Below are 17524 nucleotides of genomic sequence, written 5' to 3'. Positions count from 1 at the left end.
TGCCTGACCGTGCGAGCAACTAAAACGCGACAAAAATTTTTACGCAATGTAGAATCGGTTTACGAATACAACAATAAGGTCCTTCATTTCCGAAGGATCAAGCCCGCCGAGAATGGGTCCATATGACATACCATGGGTTCAAGCTGATCATAGGTGGCTTCCTCGCTCGCAGCGTGCGGGGCATCCCGTGCTCACCGCCGTTTTTGTTCCGCATCCCACGCAATCAATAATATTTCGCTGCAGATGAGGACACGAACATGGCTGATATCTTCGACAATCCAATGGGCCTGATGGGCTTCGAATTCATCGAACTGGCTTCGCCGACCCCTGGCGTACTCGAGCCGGTCTTCCAGATACTGGGTTTCACCAAGGTGGCTACCCACCGCTCCAAGGATGTACACCTCTACCGTCAGGGTGGCATCAATCTGATCCTGAACAACGAGCCCAAGAGCATCGCCTCGTATTTCGCGGCTGAGCACGGCCCGTCTGTCTGTGGTATGGCATTCCGTGTACGCAATGCCCATGAAGCGTATGCCCGTGCCCTCGAGCTGGGCGCCCAGCCGGTGGAAATCGAAACGGGTCCGATGGAACTGCGTCTGCCAGCGATCAAGGGTATTGGTGGCGCACCGCTTTACCTGATCGACCGTTTCGAGGAAGGCAGCTCGATCTACGACATCGATTTCAACTTCATCGAAGGCGTGGATCGCAACCCGGTGGGCGCCGGCCTGAAAATCATCGACCACCTCACCCACAACGTCTACCGCGGACGCATGGCCTACTGGGCCGGCTTCTACGAGAAGCTGTTCAACTTCCGTGAAATCCGTTACTTCGATATCAAGGGTGAGTACACCGGCCTGACGTCCAAGGCCATGACCGCTCCTGATGGCATGATCCGCATCCCGCTCAACGAAGAGTCCTCCAAGGGTGCCGGGCAGATCGAAGAGTTCCTGATGCAGTTCAACGGCGAAGGCATCCAGCACGTGGCCTTCCTGACTGATGACCTGCTCAAGACCTGGGATGCCCTGAAGGGCTTCGGTATGCGCTTCATGACCGCGCCACCGCAAACCTACTACGAAATGCTCGAAGAGCGCCTGCCTGGCCATGGCGAGCCGGTCGATCAACTGCAAGCGCGTGGCATCCTTCTCGATGGCGCCTCGCAGCCCGGCGACAAGCGCCTGCTGCTGCAGATTTTCTCGGAAACCTTGCTTGGGCCGGTGTTCTTCGAGTTCATCCAGCGCAAAGGTGACGACGGTTTTGGTGAAGGCAACTTCAAGGCATTGTTCGAATCCATCGAACGGGACCAAGTTCGCCGTGGTGTACTGAGCACCGACTGATGCCGCTCTGGGTAGCGCCTGCCTTCATGGGTTGTTGGCGGCGCTCTCAGGCTTGCAGGAGCGGGTCCTGAACAGGCCCAGATACACGATCAAGCTGGTCGCGATCCCCACCAACATCAACGATGGCAGGATCTGCAGCATGGACTGGCGTATTTCCTGGGCGGTGAAACCCTGTGCATAGCCGCCTTTGATTCTGTATCCATACTTGGCCGACAAGGCGTTGGCCAAGAACTCGGACTGCGAGGGGGGCTGTGCGTCACGGCTATCACCCTTGCTCCAGATATAGCGATCGTCGAACTCCACTACCAGTGTCAGCCCATCCTGAAAAGCATCCAGTTCATTGCGCAGCTGTGAGGCATACGCGGTCACGATTACGCCGACGCCATTGCTTTGCAGGTAGAAGTTGACCCGCAGTTTGCGGCGGTTGTCGGGTTGCCCATAAGACAGTTCCACCTGTTGGCCCGACAGCGTCAAGGACGACAAGTAGTCCATTGAGCCTGAAGCGCTGCTGCAGTAAGCTTCATTGTCCTCCACCAAGGTCAATGACCTGAGCATGGAGCGGCTGACAACCTGGTCCTGTAAAGCGCTTCTGACGTTTTCGCAGGGCTTGCCGGCAAGTGGCAATGCGCGATGGGCAGCCTCGCTCAGCCTGTTCAGCGCCTGATCGATGCTGAACACCGCTTCCCGAACCGAGATGTTCGCGTTTTCCGCAAGTTTCATTTCCAGTTGAACAATCATTACCAGCAAACCGGAAATCACAGGTACAAGGCCCACAGTGGTGAGTAGCAGCAGCTCCCGCATGCGGCGCCCGGCGTGCAAGATTTTCAACATAGGACAAGGGTTCTCCGGCCCGAAGCTGTTCGCGTTGAACAGCTGAGCCTTGAGCCTATGTTTTCAATGAGCTGCCTGCTGTAGTCCGCGTGCAGTCTGCTCGATAGGAAACCAACAAGGTTAATGTAAGGTTTTACTTGCCCTGGAGTTTCGCGAGGACTTTTTCGGCGAGCAGCGCGGTAGAGGCAGGGTTCTGCCCGGTGATCAGCCGACCATCATCGACCACGTATGGCTTCCATGGATCGTCATGCTTGCTGTACACGCCGCCACGGCCACCCAACTCGTTTTCTGTCAGGAAGGGCACCACGTTGTCCAACTCGACCAGTTTTTCCTCGATATTGGAAAAGCCGGTTACCTTCCGATCTTTCAGCAGCAGGCTATTGTCGCTGAGCTTGATGTTCAGCAGGCCGACCACACCGTGGCACACTGCGGCAACAATGCCGCCATTTTCGTAGACCTTGCGTGCCAGCTCCTGCAGCGGTTGGTTTTCGGCAAAGTCATACATCACTCCGTGCCCGCCTGTGTAGTAGATGACGCTGTATTCTTCGGCCTTTACCTGGCCAGGGCTAAAGGTGCTGCCCAGGCGATTCATGAAGCCCTTGTCGTCATACCATTGCCAGTCCAGGTCGGGGGCCATCTGCAGGCTGTGTGGGTCGATGGGGATGTAGCCGCCCTGTGGGCTGACATAATCGACCATGTAGCCGGCCTTTTCGATTTTCTCGACAAAGTGCACTGCTTCGCCCAGCCACAGCCCGGTCGCCCGACTCAGCGTCGGATACTTGGCTGTATTGGTCAGTACTACCAGTATTTTCTTGCTCATGACCACGCTCCCGTCGGCAACCTGAATGGGCCGTTGCTCCCTGGCCCGAGGAAAAACCTAATGAGCATAGCTGCCACCAGCCAGGGCGTCATGGTGTGCGATGCATGCTGTGCTAAGTTGAATGAATTCACAGCTGGAGCCACGACATTGGTCGCAAACGGTACGCCACGCGAGCCTGTACCGCAGGCTATACGGCAGTCGCTTGTTTCGTCATCGATCAAGCCGATGGGGGAACGCATCGCCCAGTTCGAGTGGGGGCATACCTCGCTCGGGCCATTGCCGCGCTGGCCGGCTTCATTGCGCATTGCTGTAGACATGATGCACTTGTCGCCGTTCCCGTGTGCGGTGGTCTGGGGGCCTGACCTCTGTGTGGTGCACAACGATGGCTATCGGGCGCTGCGGGTTGTTACCCATGATGCGCTGGGTAAGACGTTCGATGCCCTTTGGCATGATGTCTGGCCAGCAGTGGGGCCTTGGGTGTTCAACGTACTTGAGGGGCGCTCGAGTTTCGTCGAGGACCCACCCCTGCGAATCGTCCGGGGCGAAGGCGCCGAGCCGCTATGGTGCGCGTTCGGTTATGCCCCCCTGCATGATGAACTCGGTAACGTGGCCGGGTTTCTGCATACGGTGATCGAAACCACAGCCAGCGTCGAGGCGCACCGTCACTGGCGTGAGCAGGCGCAGGGATTTGAACGGCAGGTCGAGCGCCATGTGGCCGAGCGCGAGCAGTTCTGGCAGCTGTCGCGCGACGCCATAATGACGATTACCCCGGAACTGAAACTGCATGCCGCCAACCCGGCCTGGCACCGCATTTTGGGTTGGCCTCAAGAACAGGTGCAGGACATACCGATACTGGAGCTGGTTCACCCCGCCGATCGTGTCGAAGTGCAAGTGGCAGTGTCGGGGCTACTGCAAGACAGTCATGCGGAACAGATCGAGACCCGTCTGCGCCACCGCGATGGTCACTACCACTGGTTTTGCTGGAGTGCGCGGTTTGATGGCAGCCTTCTGAACGTGGTTGGCCGGGACATCACCGCAGAGCGCGAAGAGGCTGCACGTCAGTCCGAGGCGCTGATGCGCAGCAGCGAGCGTATGGAGGTGGTAGGCCAGTTGGCGGGCGGCATGGGCCATGAAATGAACAACTTGCTGTCCGGTATTGGTGGCAGCCTCGAATTGCTGCAGCGGCGCCTGCAGGACGGGCGCCTGGAGCGAGTGGAGGCCTATGTGGAGGTCGCGCGTGACTCAGTGCAGCGTGCGATGGAACTGACTCATCGCTTGCTTGCGTTTTCTCGCCATCAGCCGTTGGCACCTGGACCGCTGAATTTCAATCGGCAGTTACGTCAGAGCGAGCCGCTGTTATTGCAGGCGCTGGGGGCAGAGATGCGTTTGCACTGGCAACTGGATGTTGCGCACTGGGCGGTGAACTTGGACGTGCGCCAGCTTGAAAATGCGCTGATCAATTTGTGCGCCAATGCCCGTGAGGCATGCCTGGCGCAAGGCAATGTCACCATCAGCAGCGTCAACGAACGGCTGACTGCCTTTTTCCCGGATGAGGGTGGCTTGCCCCCAGGCGACTACGTGGCTTTGCATGTCGAGGACGATGGCCATGGCATGGCGGCGGTAGATATCCCCAGGGCATTTGAACCGTTCTTCACCACCAAACCCGTCGGGCGTGGGTCCGGCCTTGGTTTGTCGATGGTTTATGGCTTTGTCGGCCAGTCGGGCGGGTATGCCTGGATCGAGTCGACCCAGGGAAAGGGCACCAAGGTTTCCATGCTTTTCCCTCGGTGCCATGAGCCGGTACCGGACGAGGTCACGCCGGCACCGCGTCCGCAGCGTATGGCAAGAGGCGAGCGCCTGCTGTTGGTCGATGATGAGCTTAACTTGCGCGCGGTGATGCGCGAATACCTGACTGAGCGTGGTTTCAACGTGACCGACGTGGGCGATGCCAATACTGCGCTGGACCGCTTCCGCCATGGCGGCCCCTTCGATTTGGTAATCACCGACATCGGCCTGCCGGGTGGTTTCAGTGGCCGGCAAGTGGCCAAGGCCATGCGCATGCAACTTGAACAGCAGAAGATTCTGTTTATCACAGGCTATGCGGATCAGCCGATTGAAGCGCAACTGCTCGGCCAGCCGGGCACGGCGTTAATGAATAAACCGTTCTCGCTGGCGGACCTTGCCGACGAAGCGATACGCATGCTTGATGAGTAGGGCGCTTCAGGGCTTGCCAAGAATCTGCGTCACTTGGGCCTGCAACTGCTTCAGTTCGAACGGTTTGCAGATCAGGTGCATGCCCGTGCCCAGGAAGCCCTCACGGGCCATGGCTGTCTCCGCATAGCCGGTGATGAATAGCACTGGCAAGTGCGGTCGCAGGCTGCGAGCAATTTCGGCCAGTTGCCGGCCATTCATGCCGGGCAAGCCAACATCGCTGACCAGCAAGTCTACCGCTTGTGCCGAGCGTAAAACTTTCAAACCCTCGTTGGCATTGGCGGCGCTGTGGCAGGGGAAGCCGTCGTCGCGCAGAGCCTGGCACAGCAGATGGCGCACATCAGGGTCATCTTCGACCACCAAGACATGCCGGCTACAATCGCCTTGTTTGGGAGGCGTTGGGCTGGACACTCGCCGAGCTTCACCGCGATGGCGGGGCAGGTACAGTTCTACCTGGGTGCCTTGGCCAAGCTCGCTGTGCAGCGTGACATGCCCGTGGGATTGCTTGCTGAAGCCGTACACCATCGACAAGCCGAGCCCGATCCCCTGGCCGGTCGCCTTGGTGCTGAAGAACGGCTCGAAGGCGTGCTCCAGTGTGCTTTGTGCCATGCCCTGGCCGTCGTCGATGATCCGCAGGCGCACATAATCGCCCTCGCGCAGAGCGCCGTCGGCGAATTGCTCGGTGGCGATGTATTGATTGCTCGCCTCGATGCGCAGTAGACCACCACTGGGCATGGCCTCGCAGGCATTGAGCAGCAGGTTGTCCAGGGCTTCGTGCAGCTGCTCGTCGTCTGCCTCCACAGGCCAGAGCCCTTTGGCAACCTGCACCTGCAGGGCTACCGCCGGGCTCACCCGAGCCTTGAGGCGCTTTGCCTGCAGAAGTGTATGCAGGTCGATTCGTTCGTTATGCAGCGATTGTCGGGAAGAGAATGCCAGCAGGCGGTGTGTCAGGCGGGCGGCGCGTGCTACAGCCTCGCGGCCCATGCTCAGCACGCCGTCCAGGCCGTCGCTGCGGCCTTGGTGCAGGCGCCGCTCGATCAGTTCGAAGCTGCCACCAATGCTGGTGAGCAAATTGTTGAAGTCATGGGCGACGCCGCCGGCCAATTGGCCGATGGCTTCCATCTTGCGTACTTGGTAACGGGAGAATTCGCTGTGCTGCTGTTCTTCGTTTGGCGGCTCAAGCTGGGTGTCCAGGCGCTGCTGCAGGCCATGGAGCTGGTCACGTATCAGGTATTGCCTGCGGCGGTTGCGCAGTGCGGACTGGGTCATGTGCAACAGCTGGGCGTGTTCGAAGGGCGCAATCAGCAATGCCAGGTTGCCCACGGGGTGATTAGTCGCGCCAGTGGCTGACCAGGCGCCCTGGGTCACCAGTACGATGGGCAGGTCCGACCAGCTTGGTTGCTGGTCAATATAGGCTTGCAGCGACTCGCATGGGCCATGGCTGAACACTTGTTCGGCAATGATCGCCAAACCTGCGCCTTCGGCCAGGCGCGCCTGCAGGTTGGCCATATCGACCGCACACAGGCTTGCGATGCCGGCGCGAGCGAGCAGGTTCGAGGTGTCCGCCGCCAACGGCGGGGGTGCCAGAATCAACGCACGTTGATCCAGCGTCAACGAACTGGCCAAAACGGCTCTCCTGTAGGGTGGCCTGTTATCCACTGGACCCCGGGCACTGGCACGGGGTTCAACAATAAATCAGGAATGGCCTACAGGCCCTGTTGCAATACGGGATCGTCCGGGTTCTGGCGTTCCAGTTCGGCCAGCAGTACCTGCACATTCTGCAGTTGGCCGGATTCTTTCCAGTACTGAATCAGCAATACCCGCGCCCGACGATTGGCGGGTTGCCGATTGAGCACGGTTTCCAGTTGCTTCTGCGCGGCATCGAGTTGCTCCAGTTCGTGCAGGGTAACCGCCAGCGTATAGCGATAGTCTGTGTTGTCCGGGTCAAGTTCGACGGCGCGGGAAAGGGCCAGCAAGGCATATTCGCGCTGCTCGTGGCGGTTCAGCCAAAGCCCGAGTTCGTACTGCAGAAAGGCCGAGTCAGGGCTCAACGCCAAGGCTTTGCCCAGTACTTGGCGTGAGGCGTCGTGATGGCCCTGGCGTTCCAGCAGGCGCACTTGAGTGGCCAGCGCGTCGAGGTTGCCGGGGTCAACCGCCAGCGCGCGTTGCAGTGCTGTGGAGGCCTGGGTGTAGTCGTTTTCATGCAGGTACAGGCGCGCCAGGTGCACCTGCGCGTCGGCATCCTCGGGTTGCTGTTCCAGGGCTTGCTGGTATTGCTCAAGGGCTGCCTGAAGCGGGCCGAAGTACAGGCCGATGGCGTCGGGATCGAGGCCTAGCAGGGCATCCACGGCGGCAAAGCGCACGCTTTGGTCGTCGTCGTCCAGCAGCGGGCCGAGTACCAGGCTGCGCTGCGCCGCCGGCAGCAGGCGACGGATACCCGCAATGGCCGCACGACGCACCAGCGGGTCGCCATGCTCCAGGTCCTGGCTGGCGAGTTTCAATGCCTGCGGCGAGGGGTAGTTGGGCAACTCTGTGTACAGCGCCGCACGGCGGATGGCGGGCAGGTCGTTACGTTGCAATTGCTGGTACAGCACCCGTGCTGCTCCAGGCTGACCGTCGTGTGCCTGGCGTAGCGCCTTGGTGTAGCTGTGTGCCGGCAAGGTAGGCTGCGCGGGTGGGGCATCACGCCACAGGTAGCCGAACAGGGCCAATACCACAATCGACGACAGTAGGGCGATCAGGTAGCGGTTGCGTCTGGGCATCTGACGATCCGTGGCGGCGGGAAGGGCAGAGCTTGGGCCAGCTGGGGGGTAATTGCAACCGAACCGAACAGGCTGCTTGCCACGGGCCAGGCCTGCGTGGTGACATTACATGCATTGCGTATGTAAGGAGAGACACATGGTTCGCCGCACCCGTGCCGAGATGGAAGAAACCCGCGCCACGCTGTTGGCAACCGCCCGCCAGTGCTTCACTGCGCTGGGTTATGCGGACACCTCCATGGATGACCTCACCGCACAGGCGGGGCTGACTCGAGGGGCGCTTTATCATCATTTTGGTGACAAGCAAGGCTTGTTGACTGCGGTGGTGGAGCAGATCGACGCCGAGATGGACCAGCGCCTGCAAGCAATTTCGGAGGCGGCCGAAGATGCCTGGGAGGGCTTTCGCCAACGTTGTCGGGTTTACCTGGAAATGGCCTTGGAGCCGGAGATTCAGCGCATTGTGTTGCGTGACGCCAAAGCGGTGCTCGGCGGGGCTTCGCCGGGTTCGCAACGGCAGTGCATTGCGTCGATGCAACGGTTGATCGCAGACCTCATGCAGCAGGGCGTCATTGCCGAAGCCGACCCACAGGCGTTGGCATCGTTGATTTACGGGAGCCTGGCGGAAGCCGCCTGCTGGATTGCACAGGGGGAAGACGGCCAAGGCCGGCTGTTGAAGGGTTTGAACGCACTGGAGTTGCTGTTGCGGGGCGTGTTGAACAAGGCCTGAGCGCTGCGTACCGAGCCTCGGCCCCCGATGCTGTCGGGCATAAAAAAGCCCCGCGGGCCAAGGCCTGCGGGGCAAACGGTTGGGGGAGGAACCAACCAAAGGAGTCGTTGAAACGGGGGTCAGCGGGCGCTGGCAACGGTCTCCGGTTGCCAGCCACCGCCCAGGGCCTTGTAGATCGAGACGATGCCGCGGTAGAGCTCAACCTCACCCTGGGCCTGTGCATCTTCAGCGCTCAGCCGTTCGCGCTCGGCATCGAGCAGTACCAGGTAATCCACCGTACCCTCGCGATAGCGAATCGAGGCCAGCTCCGCCGCCTTGCGGCTGGCGTCGCTCTGACGCATCAGCGACAACAGCCGTTGCTGGGTTTTGTCGTAATCGCTGAAGGCGTTGGCCGACTCTTCCAGGGCCAGCAGTACTTGCTGCTCGTAGTTGGCCAATGCCCCTTCGGCATCGGCCTTGGCGCCGCGCAGGCGGGCCCGCACGCTGCCCAGGTCGAAGGCCGCCCAGGTAATGCTCGGGCCCAGCGCCCAGGCGTTGGCCGCCGAGGAGCCGATCTGCGAGCCGCGCGCGGCGGTAAAGCCGAGGAAGCCGCTGAGGCTGACCCGCGGGAACAGGTCGGCGGTGGCCACGCCCACGTTGGCGGTGGCGGCCGCCAGCTGGCGTTCGGCGCTGCGGATGTCCGGGCGGCGGCGCAGCAACTCACCCGGGTCACCCACCGGCAGCGCCTTGGCGATGGCCGGCAGGGCTTTGGGCGACAGGTCTACGCTGAGCGCGTCAGGGCGTTGGCCGAGCAGGGTGGCGATGCGGTGCCGCGCCCGTGCCTGTTCGGCCTGCAGTTGCGGCACGGTGGCTTCGACCCCGGCCAGGCGCGCATCGGCACGCACCACGTCAAGGTCGTTGCCCACGCCGGCATCGCGCAGGGTTTCGGTGATAGTGCGCGATTCCTGCTGGGTCTTGAGGTTGGCCAGGGCGATTTTTTCGCGTAACTGGGCACCGCGCAATTGCCCGTAGGCATCGACCAGTTCGGCGATCAGGCTGACTTGCAACTGCTGCAGGTCGGCGGCGGCTACCGCTTCCTGGGCTTCGCTGGCTTCGATCTGGCGCTGGATGCGGCCGAACAGGTCAAGCTCCCAGGCCATGTCCAGGCCCAGGTCGTAGCGCTCGCTGTTCACCCGCTGGGTGGTCTGGCCTGGGATCTGGCCCTTGCCGATGTCGCTGCTGGCGCGGCTGGTGACCACCGGGAACTGATCGTTCTCAGCGTCTTCACGGATCGAGCGGGCCGACTTCAGGCGGGCGAAGGCCACGCGCAAATCACGGTTGCCGTCCAGCGAAGCCTGCACCAGCTGGTTCAGCACCGGGTCGTCGAACTGCTTCCACCACAGGCTCTCGAAGCGGCTTCGGTCGTAGGCCTTGGCCTGCACATCGCTGGCCAGCTGCGCAGGCTCGGTAGCGGGGGCCTGGTAGTCCGGGCCTACCGCACAGGCCGCCAGGGCCAGTGCCAGCAGGCTTGGGGTCAGGGGTTTGAGCAGGTTCATGCATGGTTCTCCAGCACTTGAACGCGTTCGGCCTTGCGGGCCTGGCGACGCTCGACGAAACGGCGGATCAGGAAGAAGAACACCGGGGTCAGGAACAGGCCGAACACGGTCACCCCGATCATCCCCGAGAACACCGCCACACCCATGGCATGGCGCATTTCGGAACCTGCACCGGAGCTGAACACCAGCGGCACCACACCCATGATGAAGGCGATCGACGTCATGAGGATCGGCCGCAGGCGCAGGCGGCAGGCTTCCAGCACCGCAGCCAGCGGGTCGAGGCCCTTGGCCTGTTCATCCTTGGCGAACTCGACGATCAGAATCGCGTTCTTGCACGCCAGGCCCACCAGTACGATCAGGCCGATCTGGGTGAAGATGTTGTTGTCGCCACCCGACACGATCACACCGGTGATGGCCGACAGCAGGGTCATCGGTACGATCAGGATCACCGCCAGCGGCAAGCTCCAGCTTTCGTACTGGGCAGCCAGTACCAGGAACGCCAGCAGTACGCACAGCGGGAACACAAGCAGTGCAGTATTGCCCGAGAGAATCTGCTGGTAAGTCAGGTCGGTCCACTCGAAGGTCATGCCGTTGGGCAGTTCCTCTTTCAGCAGCTTCTCGATGGCGGCTTCGGCCTGGCCAGAGCTGTAGCCCGGCGCTGCGGCCCCGTTGATTTCGGCTGTGATGAAACCGTTGTAGTGCATGACGCGGTCTGGCCCGGAGGTATCGCTGACCTTGAGGAAGGTCGCCAGCGGGATCATCTCGCCCAGGTTGTTGCGCACCTTCAACTGGCCGATCTGCTCGGCATCGAGGCGGAACTGTTGCTCGGCCTGGACGTTGACCTGATAGGTGCGGCCAAAACGGTTGAAGTCGTTGGTGTACAGCGAGCCCAGGTAAACCTGCAGGGTGTCGAAGATGTCTGTGATCGCCACACCGTGGGTCTTGGCCTTTTCCCGGTCGATGGCGGCATCGACCTGCGGCACGTTGACCTGGTAGCTGGTGAACAGGCCTGCCAGCTCGGGTACGTTGTGGCTCTTGGCGATGATGTTCTGGGTTTCCTTGTACAGCGCTTCGTAACCCAGGTTGCCACGGTCTTCGATTTGCAGGCGGAAGCCGCCAATCGTGCCCAGGCCCTGTACCGGCGGCGGTGGGAAGATGGCGATGTAAGCGTCCTGGATGTCGGCGAATTGGGTATTCAGCGCGGCTGCAATGGCTGCCGCCGACTGGCTCGGGTCCTTGCGCTCATCAAACGGCTTGAGCGGGGTGAACACGATGCCGCTGTTCGGGCTGTTGGTGAAACCGTTGATCGACAAGCCTGGGAACGCCACCGAGTCGGCAACGCCAGGTTGTTTCAGGGCGATTTCGCTCATGCGCTTGATCACCGCCTCGGTACGGTCGAGGCTGGCGGCGTCCGGCAGTTGGGCGAAGGCTACCAGGTACTGCTTGTCCTGGGCTGGCACGAAACCGGTCGGGGTGGACGAGAAGCCGAGGTAGGTCAGGCCCATCAGGCCGGCATACACGAACAGGGCGATGCCGCTGGAGCGAATGACTCGGCGCACGCCGCCGACGTAGCGGTGGCTGGCACGGTCGAAGAAACGGTTGAACGGGGCGAACAGCCAACTGCCCAGCAGTTTGTCGAGGAACCGCGAGAAACGGTCCTTGGGTGCATGGTGGTCCTTCAGCAGCACGGCAGCCAGGGCCGGCGACAAGGTCAGCGAGTTGAACGCCGAGATCACAGTGGAAATGGCGATAGTCAAGGCGAACTGCTTGTAGAACTGCCCGGTAAGGCCAGAGATGAACGCGGCCGGCACGAACACCGCGCACAACACCAGCGCGGTGGCGATGATCGGCCCAGTCACTTCGCTCATGGCCTTTTGCGTGGCTTCCAGCGGTTTCAGGCCGAGCCCGATATTACGCTCGACGTTCTCCACCACGACGATGGCGTCGTCCACCACAATACCGATGGCGAGCACCAGCCCGAATAACGACAGCGCGTTGAGCGAGAAGCCGAACAGGTGCATCACCGCAAACGTACCGATCAGCGACACCGGTACTGCCAGCAGCGGGATGATCGAAGCGCGCCAGGTCTGCAGGAACAGGATCACCACCAGCACGACCAGCACCAGGGCTTCGAACAGGGTGTGCACCACCGCTTCGATGGAGCCGCGCACGAAGATGGTCGGGTCATAGACGATGCTGTAGTCCATCCCTTCCGGGAAGTCCTTCTTCAGCTCGGCCATTTTCGCCCGTACTTCGTCGGAGATCTCGATGGCGTTGGAGCCTGGGCGCTGGAAGATCGGGATGGCCACCGCCGGCTGGTTGTTCAGCAGCGAGCGCAAGGCGTACTGGCTGGAGCCAAGTTCGACCCGGGCGATGTCTTTGAGGCGGGTAATTTCGCCATCGGCACCGGCGCGGATGATGATGTTTTCGAACTCTTCCTCATTGACCAGACGGCCCTGGGTGTTGATCGACAGCTGGAAGCTGGTGGAGCCGGGGGCGGGCGGGGCGCCCAGCTGGCCAGCGGCTACCTGGCGGTTCTGCTCGCGGATCGCGGCCACTACATCACTGGCAGTCAGGTTGCGCGAAGCGGTCTTGTTCGGGTCCAGCCACACGCGTAGCGAGTAGTCGCCCATGCCAAACAGCTGCACGTCGCCTACACCACCCAGACGCGCCAACTCGTCCTTGATGTTGAGGATGGCGTAGTTGGACAGGTAAAGCATGTCGTAGCGGTTATCCGGCGAGGTCAGGTGCACGACCATGGTCAGGTCGGGCGAGGCCTTGTCGACGGTGATACCGATACGGGTCACTTCCTCGGGCAGTTTGGGCTGGGTACGCGTGACGCGGTTCTGCACCTGCACCTGAGCGTTGTCCAGGTCGGTCCCCAGGGCGAAGGTGATGGTCAGCGTCAGCTTGCCGTCAGCAGTGGACTGGGAGGACATGTACAGCATGTTCTCCACACCGGTAATGGCCTGCTCCAGCGGCGCGGCAACGGTTTCGCCAATGACCTTGGGGTTGGCACCGGGGAAGTTGGCGCGCACCACCACGGTGGGTGGCACCACTTCGGGGTATTCGCTGATCGGCAGCTGGAACAGCGAGATGGAACCCGCAATCAGCAGCACCAGCGACAGCACCGCGGCGAAGATCGGCCGGGTAATGAAGAATTTCGAGAAGTTCATCGGTAGGTTCCCTTAACCGCGTGGCGCCTGGGCGCTGGCGACTTTCACGTTGTTGCCCGCCACCTTCGGCGCCGGGTTGCTGGCCTCCAGGGCCTGGCGCTGCTGAGCGAGGGCGGCGAGGGTCTGTTCGCTGGCCATTGGCGTTTCTTCTGGGGTGACCGGCGAGCCAGGGCGCACGCGCTGCAGGCCCTTGACCACGATGCGGTCGTCCTTGCCAAGGCCGCTGCGCACGATGCGCAGGCCTTCCAGCTTCGGCCCCAGCTCCACGGCGCGGTAGGCGGCCTTGTTGTCCTTGTCCATGACCAGTACGAACTTCTTGCCAAGGTCGGTGCCTACGGCTTCGTCGTTGATCAATACGGCGTCGTACTGGGCGCTGCCGACTAGCTTCAGACGCGCATACAGCCCAGGGGTGAACTGGCCGTCGCTGTTGTCGAACACCGCACGGCCACGGATGGTGCCGGTGCGCGGGTTGACCTGGTTGTCGACGAAGTTCATCTGGCCCAAGTGCGGGTTGCCGGTTTCGCTGGTCAGGCCCAGGTACACCGGGGTGCTCTGGCCACGCTGGCCTTCGCGGGCCAGCTGGGTGTACTTGAGGTAAACGCGCTCGTCGGCGTCGAAGTAGGCATAGACCTTGTCGGTGGACACCACGCTGGTCAGCGGGGTGACATCGGCGCTGACGATGTTGCCTGCGGTGAACTGGGCGCGGCTGACGCGGCCGCTGATGGGTGCGGTGACGCGGGTGAAGCTGAGGTTCAGGCGTGCCAGGTCGAGTTGAGCCTGGATCGCATCGACCCCGGCGCGGGCTTCGGCGGCGGCGCTGCTGCGCGATTCGGCCAGTTCGGCGGAAATGGCATTGCTGTCACGCAGACGCTCGCCACGGCGGGCCTCGTTGGCGCTGCGGATGGCGGTGGCCTTGGCTTGTTGCAACTGCGCTTCGAGGCGGCGGACTTCTGCCTGGAACGGGCGTGGGTCGATCTGGAACAGCAGGTCGCCTTTCTTGACCTGGGCGCCTTCAGTGAAGGCTACCTGGTCGATCTGGCCGGAGACCCGTGGGCGCACCTCTACGGTTTCCGGTGCTTCGAGGCGGCCGGTGAACTCGTCCCATTCGTTGATCGGTTGTTCGATCACCTTGGCAACAGTGACTTTCGGCGCGGCGGGAGCCTGCACGGCGTCGGGGGTTCGACCGCAAGCGCTGATCACCACCACTGCCAGGGCAGCGAGGGGAAAGCGCAAGGGTTTGAGTGATTGTTCCATGGAGAACTCCGCCAATGTATTAGTAGTGGGCGGAGTGTGAGTGTGTTGCGCGTGAGGCACGAATCGAACGAGACGAAGGTTATTATCACGCTGAATGATATGTGCGGATCAATCATCGATGGCGGGCATGGTTGGGGCGCAGAGCGCCCCGGCAATCTCAGCTCAATACGCGGAACCCATGGGTGCCATCGCGCTCCAGTTGGGCAATCAACCCGAACTCCCAATCCAGATATCCCTGCATGGCTTCGCGTGGGTTATCAGTGCCTTCATAAGGCCGGCGATAGCGGTCGGTTCGCGCAACCGCCAGGTGGGTTTCGCCACTGTCCAAGGGTTTGCCTGCCGCAATCCAGCGCGCAGTACCGCCGTCCAGTACATACACCGGGGTTTGCGTAAGTGCTTGCAAGTCTACCGCCGCAAAGCGTGCCAGCAGGCTGCTGCCGCAGGTCAGCACATAGCGCTCGGCAACCGGCAACTGCTCCAGCACCTGCGGTAATTGCGCACGGATCGCCCAATGGGCGCCTGGAATGTGGCGTTTGACGTAGTTGGCACTGCTGGTGAAGTCCAGCAGCACGGTGCCTGGCGCTTGCAGCCAGTCATGCAGTTGCTCGACGCCGATTTCGGTGACTGCGGGTAGTGCAGGCTGCGGTGCCTGCCAATCGCCGGTCTCGCTGAAGTCCGCCACCGACAGACCATCGAGCACCCCTACCTGCCAGCCCATTTGCGCCAGCCACGAGGCGCTCATGTTGGCCCGTACGCCATCGTCATCCACCAGCACGATGCGCGCCCCGCGCACGCTGGCGACATGGTCGGTTTCCTGCACCAGTTGCCCGCCTGGCACACTGCGGCTGGCCGGTAGGTGGCCATGGGCGTATTCCTCAGGCGTGCGCACATCGAACAGGTAGGTAGTACGGCGGCTATCGGCCTGCCAGGTGGCCAGCGTTTCGCGCGTCAGGCGCAGCACACCGGCACGGTCGGCTACATGGCGTGCACGCTGAGCGGCGTCGATGCGGGTGGTATCGCTGACCGCTGCAAAACGGCGCTCCTGGCCGTGAGCCAGGGTTTGCCCGGCCAGGGTCCAGCCGATGGTGCCGTTGCGCAGGGCGGCCACGGGGTTGGGGATGCCGGCGTTGACCAGCGACTGGGTGCCGATGATGCTGCGGGTGCGCCCGGCGCAGTTGACGATGACTTGGGTGGCGGGGCTGGGCGCCAGTTCGGCAACCCGTAGCACCAGCTCGGCGCCCGGCACGCTGATACCTCCAGGAATGCTCATGGTCTGGTATTCGTCGAAGCGGCGGGCGTCGAGCACCACCACATCGGCTTTGGCGTCCAGCAGCGCTTTCACGTGTTCGGCCGCCAGCGATGGGGTGTGGCGCACGCTTTCGACCAGCTCGCCAAAGGCCTTGCTCGGCACATTGACGTCACGGAACAGCTCGCCACCGGCTGCGCGCCAGCCGGCCAGGCCACCTTCGAGCACTGCAACATCGCTGTAGCCCAGTGCCACCAGGCGTTCGGCCGCCAGAGCAACCAGCCCTTCGCCGTCGTCATACACCGTGAGGGGGGTGTCACGGCGGGGCACGCGGGCGAAAATTTCCAGCTCCAGTTTCGACAATGGGAGGTTGGCGGCGAACAGTGGGTGTGCTTGGGCGAACGGGTCTTCCTCGCGCACATCGATCAGTGCCAGTTCTTCATGGGCCAGCAGGGCTTGGCGAATGGCGTGATAGGAACGGGTGGCAACGGTGCTCATGGGGCAGGGTTCTCTTTGGACAAGTCCCAGATGTTGGGCAGAAGGTGGTTGGAGTAGCCGGAAATGAACGCTTTTTCGGTGCCATCGGGCAGGTAAACCGCCCGGCTGACGGCGCCAATGTTGGCGCCGTACACGTGAATACTGATCGACACCCGGTCACCGAAGGCATTGCTGACCTGGTGGATATCGCCGATGCGGGGCGAAACAGCCTCGACGTGGCCGGGATCGATACGCACAGGCTCGCCCGCCGGCAGCAAGGCGCCCTGTTCATTACGGGTGAAGCCTTGCGAGTATTCGGCGCCACGCAGCATGCCGATCAGGCCCCATACCCGGTGGTCGTGAATCGGCGTCTGCTGGCCGGGCCCCCAGACGAAACTGACGATGGAAAAGCGCTGGCGCGAATCGCAGTGCAGCAGATATTGCTGATAGCGGGCTGGATCTGGCTGCGCCAATGCCTCTGGTAGCCAGTCATCATGCGCGACCAGGCTGCGCAGCAGGCCCTGACCTTGGTCGAGGAGTGTGGCTTCGTCGGTTTCCCGGTCCAGCAGTTGCGAAAGGGCGTCGATGAAGTGTCGCAAGCGCTCGAAGCGTAGGGGTTGGCTCATGGTTCAGGCTCGGCTGGCGGTTTTGCTTAACCCTAGCAAATGCGCTAAATATTCTCAAAAGTAAAAATATGCATAAGCTAATATGCATAAAATGCATTTACAGATTGCCCCGATCTGTTTTCAAATGAACGTACAACCTACGAGACCGCACGCGCGGATCGGCCTTATGTACCCGACGGTACCTGGAGACGAACGTGCGATACCTCAAGCAATTGGCCGCCGGTGTGCTGGCCAGCTCCCTAAGCCTGGCCGCCGCTGCACAAACCCTGGTGGTCGGCGACCAGAGCTTCAATGCCCGTGCCGTGATGGAAGCAGCCGGTGTGCTCGAAGACCTGCCGTATACCCTCGAATGGAAGCAATTTACCGCCGGTTCGCCGGTGGCCGAGGCGCTGAATGTGGGCAGCCTGGACATCGGCTTGCTGGGCGATGCGCCGCCGTTGTTCCTCGGGGCATTGGGCGCGCCGATCAAGGTGATCGCGGTCAGCCGGCAGAACCTCGATGGCGTGGCCATCCTGGCACGCAAGGACT

Annotated in this window: 12 protein-coding genes and 1 pseudogene; 4 read left to right on the top strand and 9 right to left on the bottom strand. The window is 61.9% G+C overall.

Annotated elements, in window-relative coordinates:
- Window positions 1–257 precede the first annotated feature (257 nt).
- Window positions 258–1334, top strand: coding sequence for a 4-hydroxyphenylpyruvate dioxygenase (gene hppD / locus APH42_RS13360; RefSeq protein ID WP_012272143.1), 1077 nt, complete (start codon window positions 258–260; stop codon window positions 1332–1334).
- Window positions 1335–1358: 24 nt separating this feature from the next.
- Here hppD and APH42_RS13355 read toward each other — a convergent pair whose 3' ends face one another.
- Both APH42_RS13355 and APH42_RS13350 read right to left on the bottom strand, forming a co-directional pair.
- Window positions 1359–2165: a CSS-motif domain-containing protein gene (locus APH42_RS13355; protein WP_060493477.1), complete on the bottom strand. Its 807-nt coding sequence runs from the start codon at window positions 2163–2165 to the stop codon at window positions 1359–1361.
- 133 nt (window positions 2166–2298) lie between these two features.
- On the bottom strand, window positions 2299–2985 hold the full coding sequence (locus APH42_RS13350; RefSeq protein WP_060493476.1) for a type 1 glutamine amidotransferase domain-containing protein: 687 nt from the start codon (window positions 2983–2985) through the stop codon (window positions 2299–2301).
- Between the two features lie 90 nt (window positions 2986–3075).
- On the opposite strand from APH42_RS13350, the gene APH42_RS13345 reads away from it, so the two are divergent.
- Window positions 3076–5199, top strand: coding sequence for a PAS domain-containing sensor histidine kinase (locus APH42_RS13345; protein WP_060493494.1), 2124 nt, complete (start codon window positions 3076–3078; stop codon window positions 5197–5199).
- Between the two features lie 6 nt (window positions 5200–5205).
- Here the strand turns inward: APH42_RS13345 and APH42_RS13340 are convergent, their stop codons facing one another.
- Both APH42_RS13340 and APH42_RS13335 read right to left on the bottom strand, forming a co-directional pair.
- Window positions 5206–6822, bottom strand: a complete 1617-nt coding sequence (locus APH42_RS13340; protein WP_060493475.1) for a response regulator — start codon at window positions 6820–6822, stop codon at window positions 5206–5208.
- An 80-nt stretch (window positions 6823–6902) separates the two neighbouring features.
- Window positions 6903–7958 carry a HEAT repeat domain-containing protein gene (locus APH42_RS13335; protein ID WP_060493474.1) on the bottom strand — a complete coding sequence of 352 codons (1056 nt, stop codon included), beginning with the start codon at window positions 7956–7958 and terminating at the stop codon, window positions 6903–6905.
- A 136-nt stretch (window positions 7959–8094) separates the two neighbouring features.
- Between APH42_RS13335 and APH42_RS13330 the strand changes: the two genes are divergently transcribed.
- Entirely contained in the window at window positions 8095–8682 is a 588-nt protein-coding gene (locus APH42_RS13330) for a TetR/AcrR family transcriptional regulator (RefSeq protein WP_012272149.1), read from the top strand.
- Between the two features lie 119 nt (window positions 8683–8801).
- On the opposite strand, the gene APH42_RS13325 is transcribed toward APH42_RS13330, so the two are convergent.
- The 5 genes from APH42_RS13325 to APH42_RS13305 form a co-directional block, all read right to left on the bottom strand.
- Window positions 8802–10217, bottom strand: coding sequence for an efflux transporter outer membrane subunit (locus APH42_RS13325; protein ID WP_012272150.1), 1416 nt, complete (start codon window positions 10215–10217; stop codon window positions 8802–8804).
- Window positions 10214–13393, bottom strand: coding sequence for an efflux RND transporter permease subunit (locus tag APH42_RS13320; protein WP_060493473.1), 3180 nt, complete (start codon window positions 13391–13393; stop codon window positions 10214–10216). Before APH42_RS13320 ends, APH42_RS13325 begins: the two co-directional genes overlap by 4 nt.
- 12 nt (window positions 13394–13405) lie before the next feature.
- Entirely contained in the window at window positions 13406–14647 is a 1242-nt protein-coding gene (gene mexE / locus APH42_RS13315) for a multidrug efflux RND transporter periplasmic adaptor subunit MexE (protein ID WP_012272152.1), read from the bottom strand.
- 157 nt (window positions 14648–14804) lie between these two features.
- Entirely contained in the window at window positions 14805–16391 is a 1587-nt protein-coding gene (locus APH42_RS13310) for a rhodanese-related sulfurtransferase (RefSeq protein ID WP_060493472.1), read from the bottom strand.
- Window positions 16388–16996, bottom strand: coding sequence for a cysteine dioxygenase (locus APH42_RS13305; RefSeq protein ID WP_060493471.1), 609 nt, complete (start codon window positions 16994–16996; stop codon window positions 16388–16390). The genes APH42_RS13310 and APH42_RS13305 overlap by 4 nt, the downstream gene beginning before the upstream one ends.
- 194 nt (window positions 16997–17190) lie before the next feature.
- Here APH42_RS13305 and APH42_RS13300 point away from each other — a divergent pair.
- Window positions 17191–17524, top strand: a pseudogene (locus APH42_RS13300) (sulfonate ABC transporter substrate-binding protein); the annotation flags it as partial.

The sequence above is a fragment of the Pseudomonas sp. NBRC 111140 genome (assembly GCF_001320885.1).
Taxonomy (GTDB): domain Bacteria; phylum Pseudomonadota; class Gammaproteobacteria; order Pseudomonadales; family Pseudomonadaceae; genus Aquipseudomonas; species Aquipseudomonas putida_P.
Note: the sequence above shows the minus strand (reverse complement) of the source record. Positions and strands in the feature narration are given on the sequence as shown.

Bases quoted from the DNA above. Each gene is read 5' to 3' on its own strand.
- APH42_RS13310 (WP_060493472.1), bottom strand. From the start codon at position 16,391: ATGAGCACCGTTGCCACCCGTTCCTATCACGCCATTCGCCAAGCCCTG.
- mexE (WP_012272152.1), bottom strand. From the start codon at position 14,647: ATGGAACAATCACTCAAACCCTTGCGCTTTCCCCTCGCTGCCCTGGCA.
- APH42_RS13305 (WP_060493471.1), bottom strand. From the start codon at position 16,996: ATGAGCCAACCCCTACGCTTCGAGCGCTTGCGACACTTCATCGACGCC.
- APH42_RS13350 (WP_060493476.1), bottom strand. From the start codon at position 2,985: ATGAGCAAGAAAATACTGGTAGTACTGACCAATACAGCCAAGTATCCG.
- APH42_RS13320 (WP_060493473.1), bottom strand. From the start codon at position 13,393: ATGAACTTCTCGAAATTCTTCATTACCCGGCCGATCTTCGCCGCGGTG.
- APH42_RS13325 (WP_012272150.1), bottom strand. From the start codon at position 10,217: ATGAACCTGCTCAAACCCCTGACCCCAAGCCTGCTGGCACTGGCCCTG.
- hppD (WP_012272143.1), top strand. From the start codon at position 258: ATGGCTGATATCTTCGACAATCCAATGGGCCTGATGGGCTTCGAATTC.
- APH42_RS13330 (WP_012272149.1), top strand. From the start codon at position 8,095: ATGGTTCGCCGCACCCGTGCCGAGATGGAAGAAACCCGCGCCACGCTG.
- APH42_RS13335 (WP_060493474.1), bottom strand. From the start codon at position 7,958: ATGCCCAGACGCAACCGCTACCTGATCGCCCTACTGTCGTCGATTGTG.
- APH42_RS13345 (WP_060493494.1), top strand. From the start codon at position 3,076: ATGGTGTGCGATGCATGCTGTGCTAAGTTGAATGAATTCACAGCTGGA.
- APH42_RS13355 (WP_060493477.1), bottom strand. From the start codon at position 2,165: ATGTTGAAAATCTTGCACGCCGGGCGCCGCATGCGGGAGCTGCTGCTA.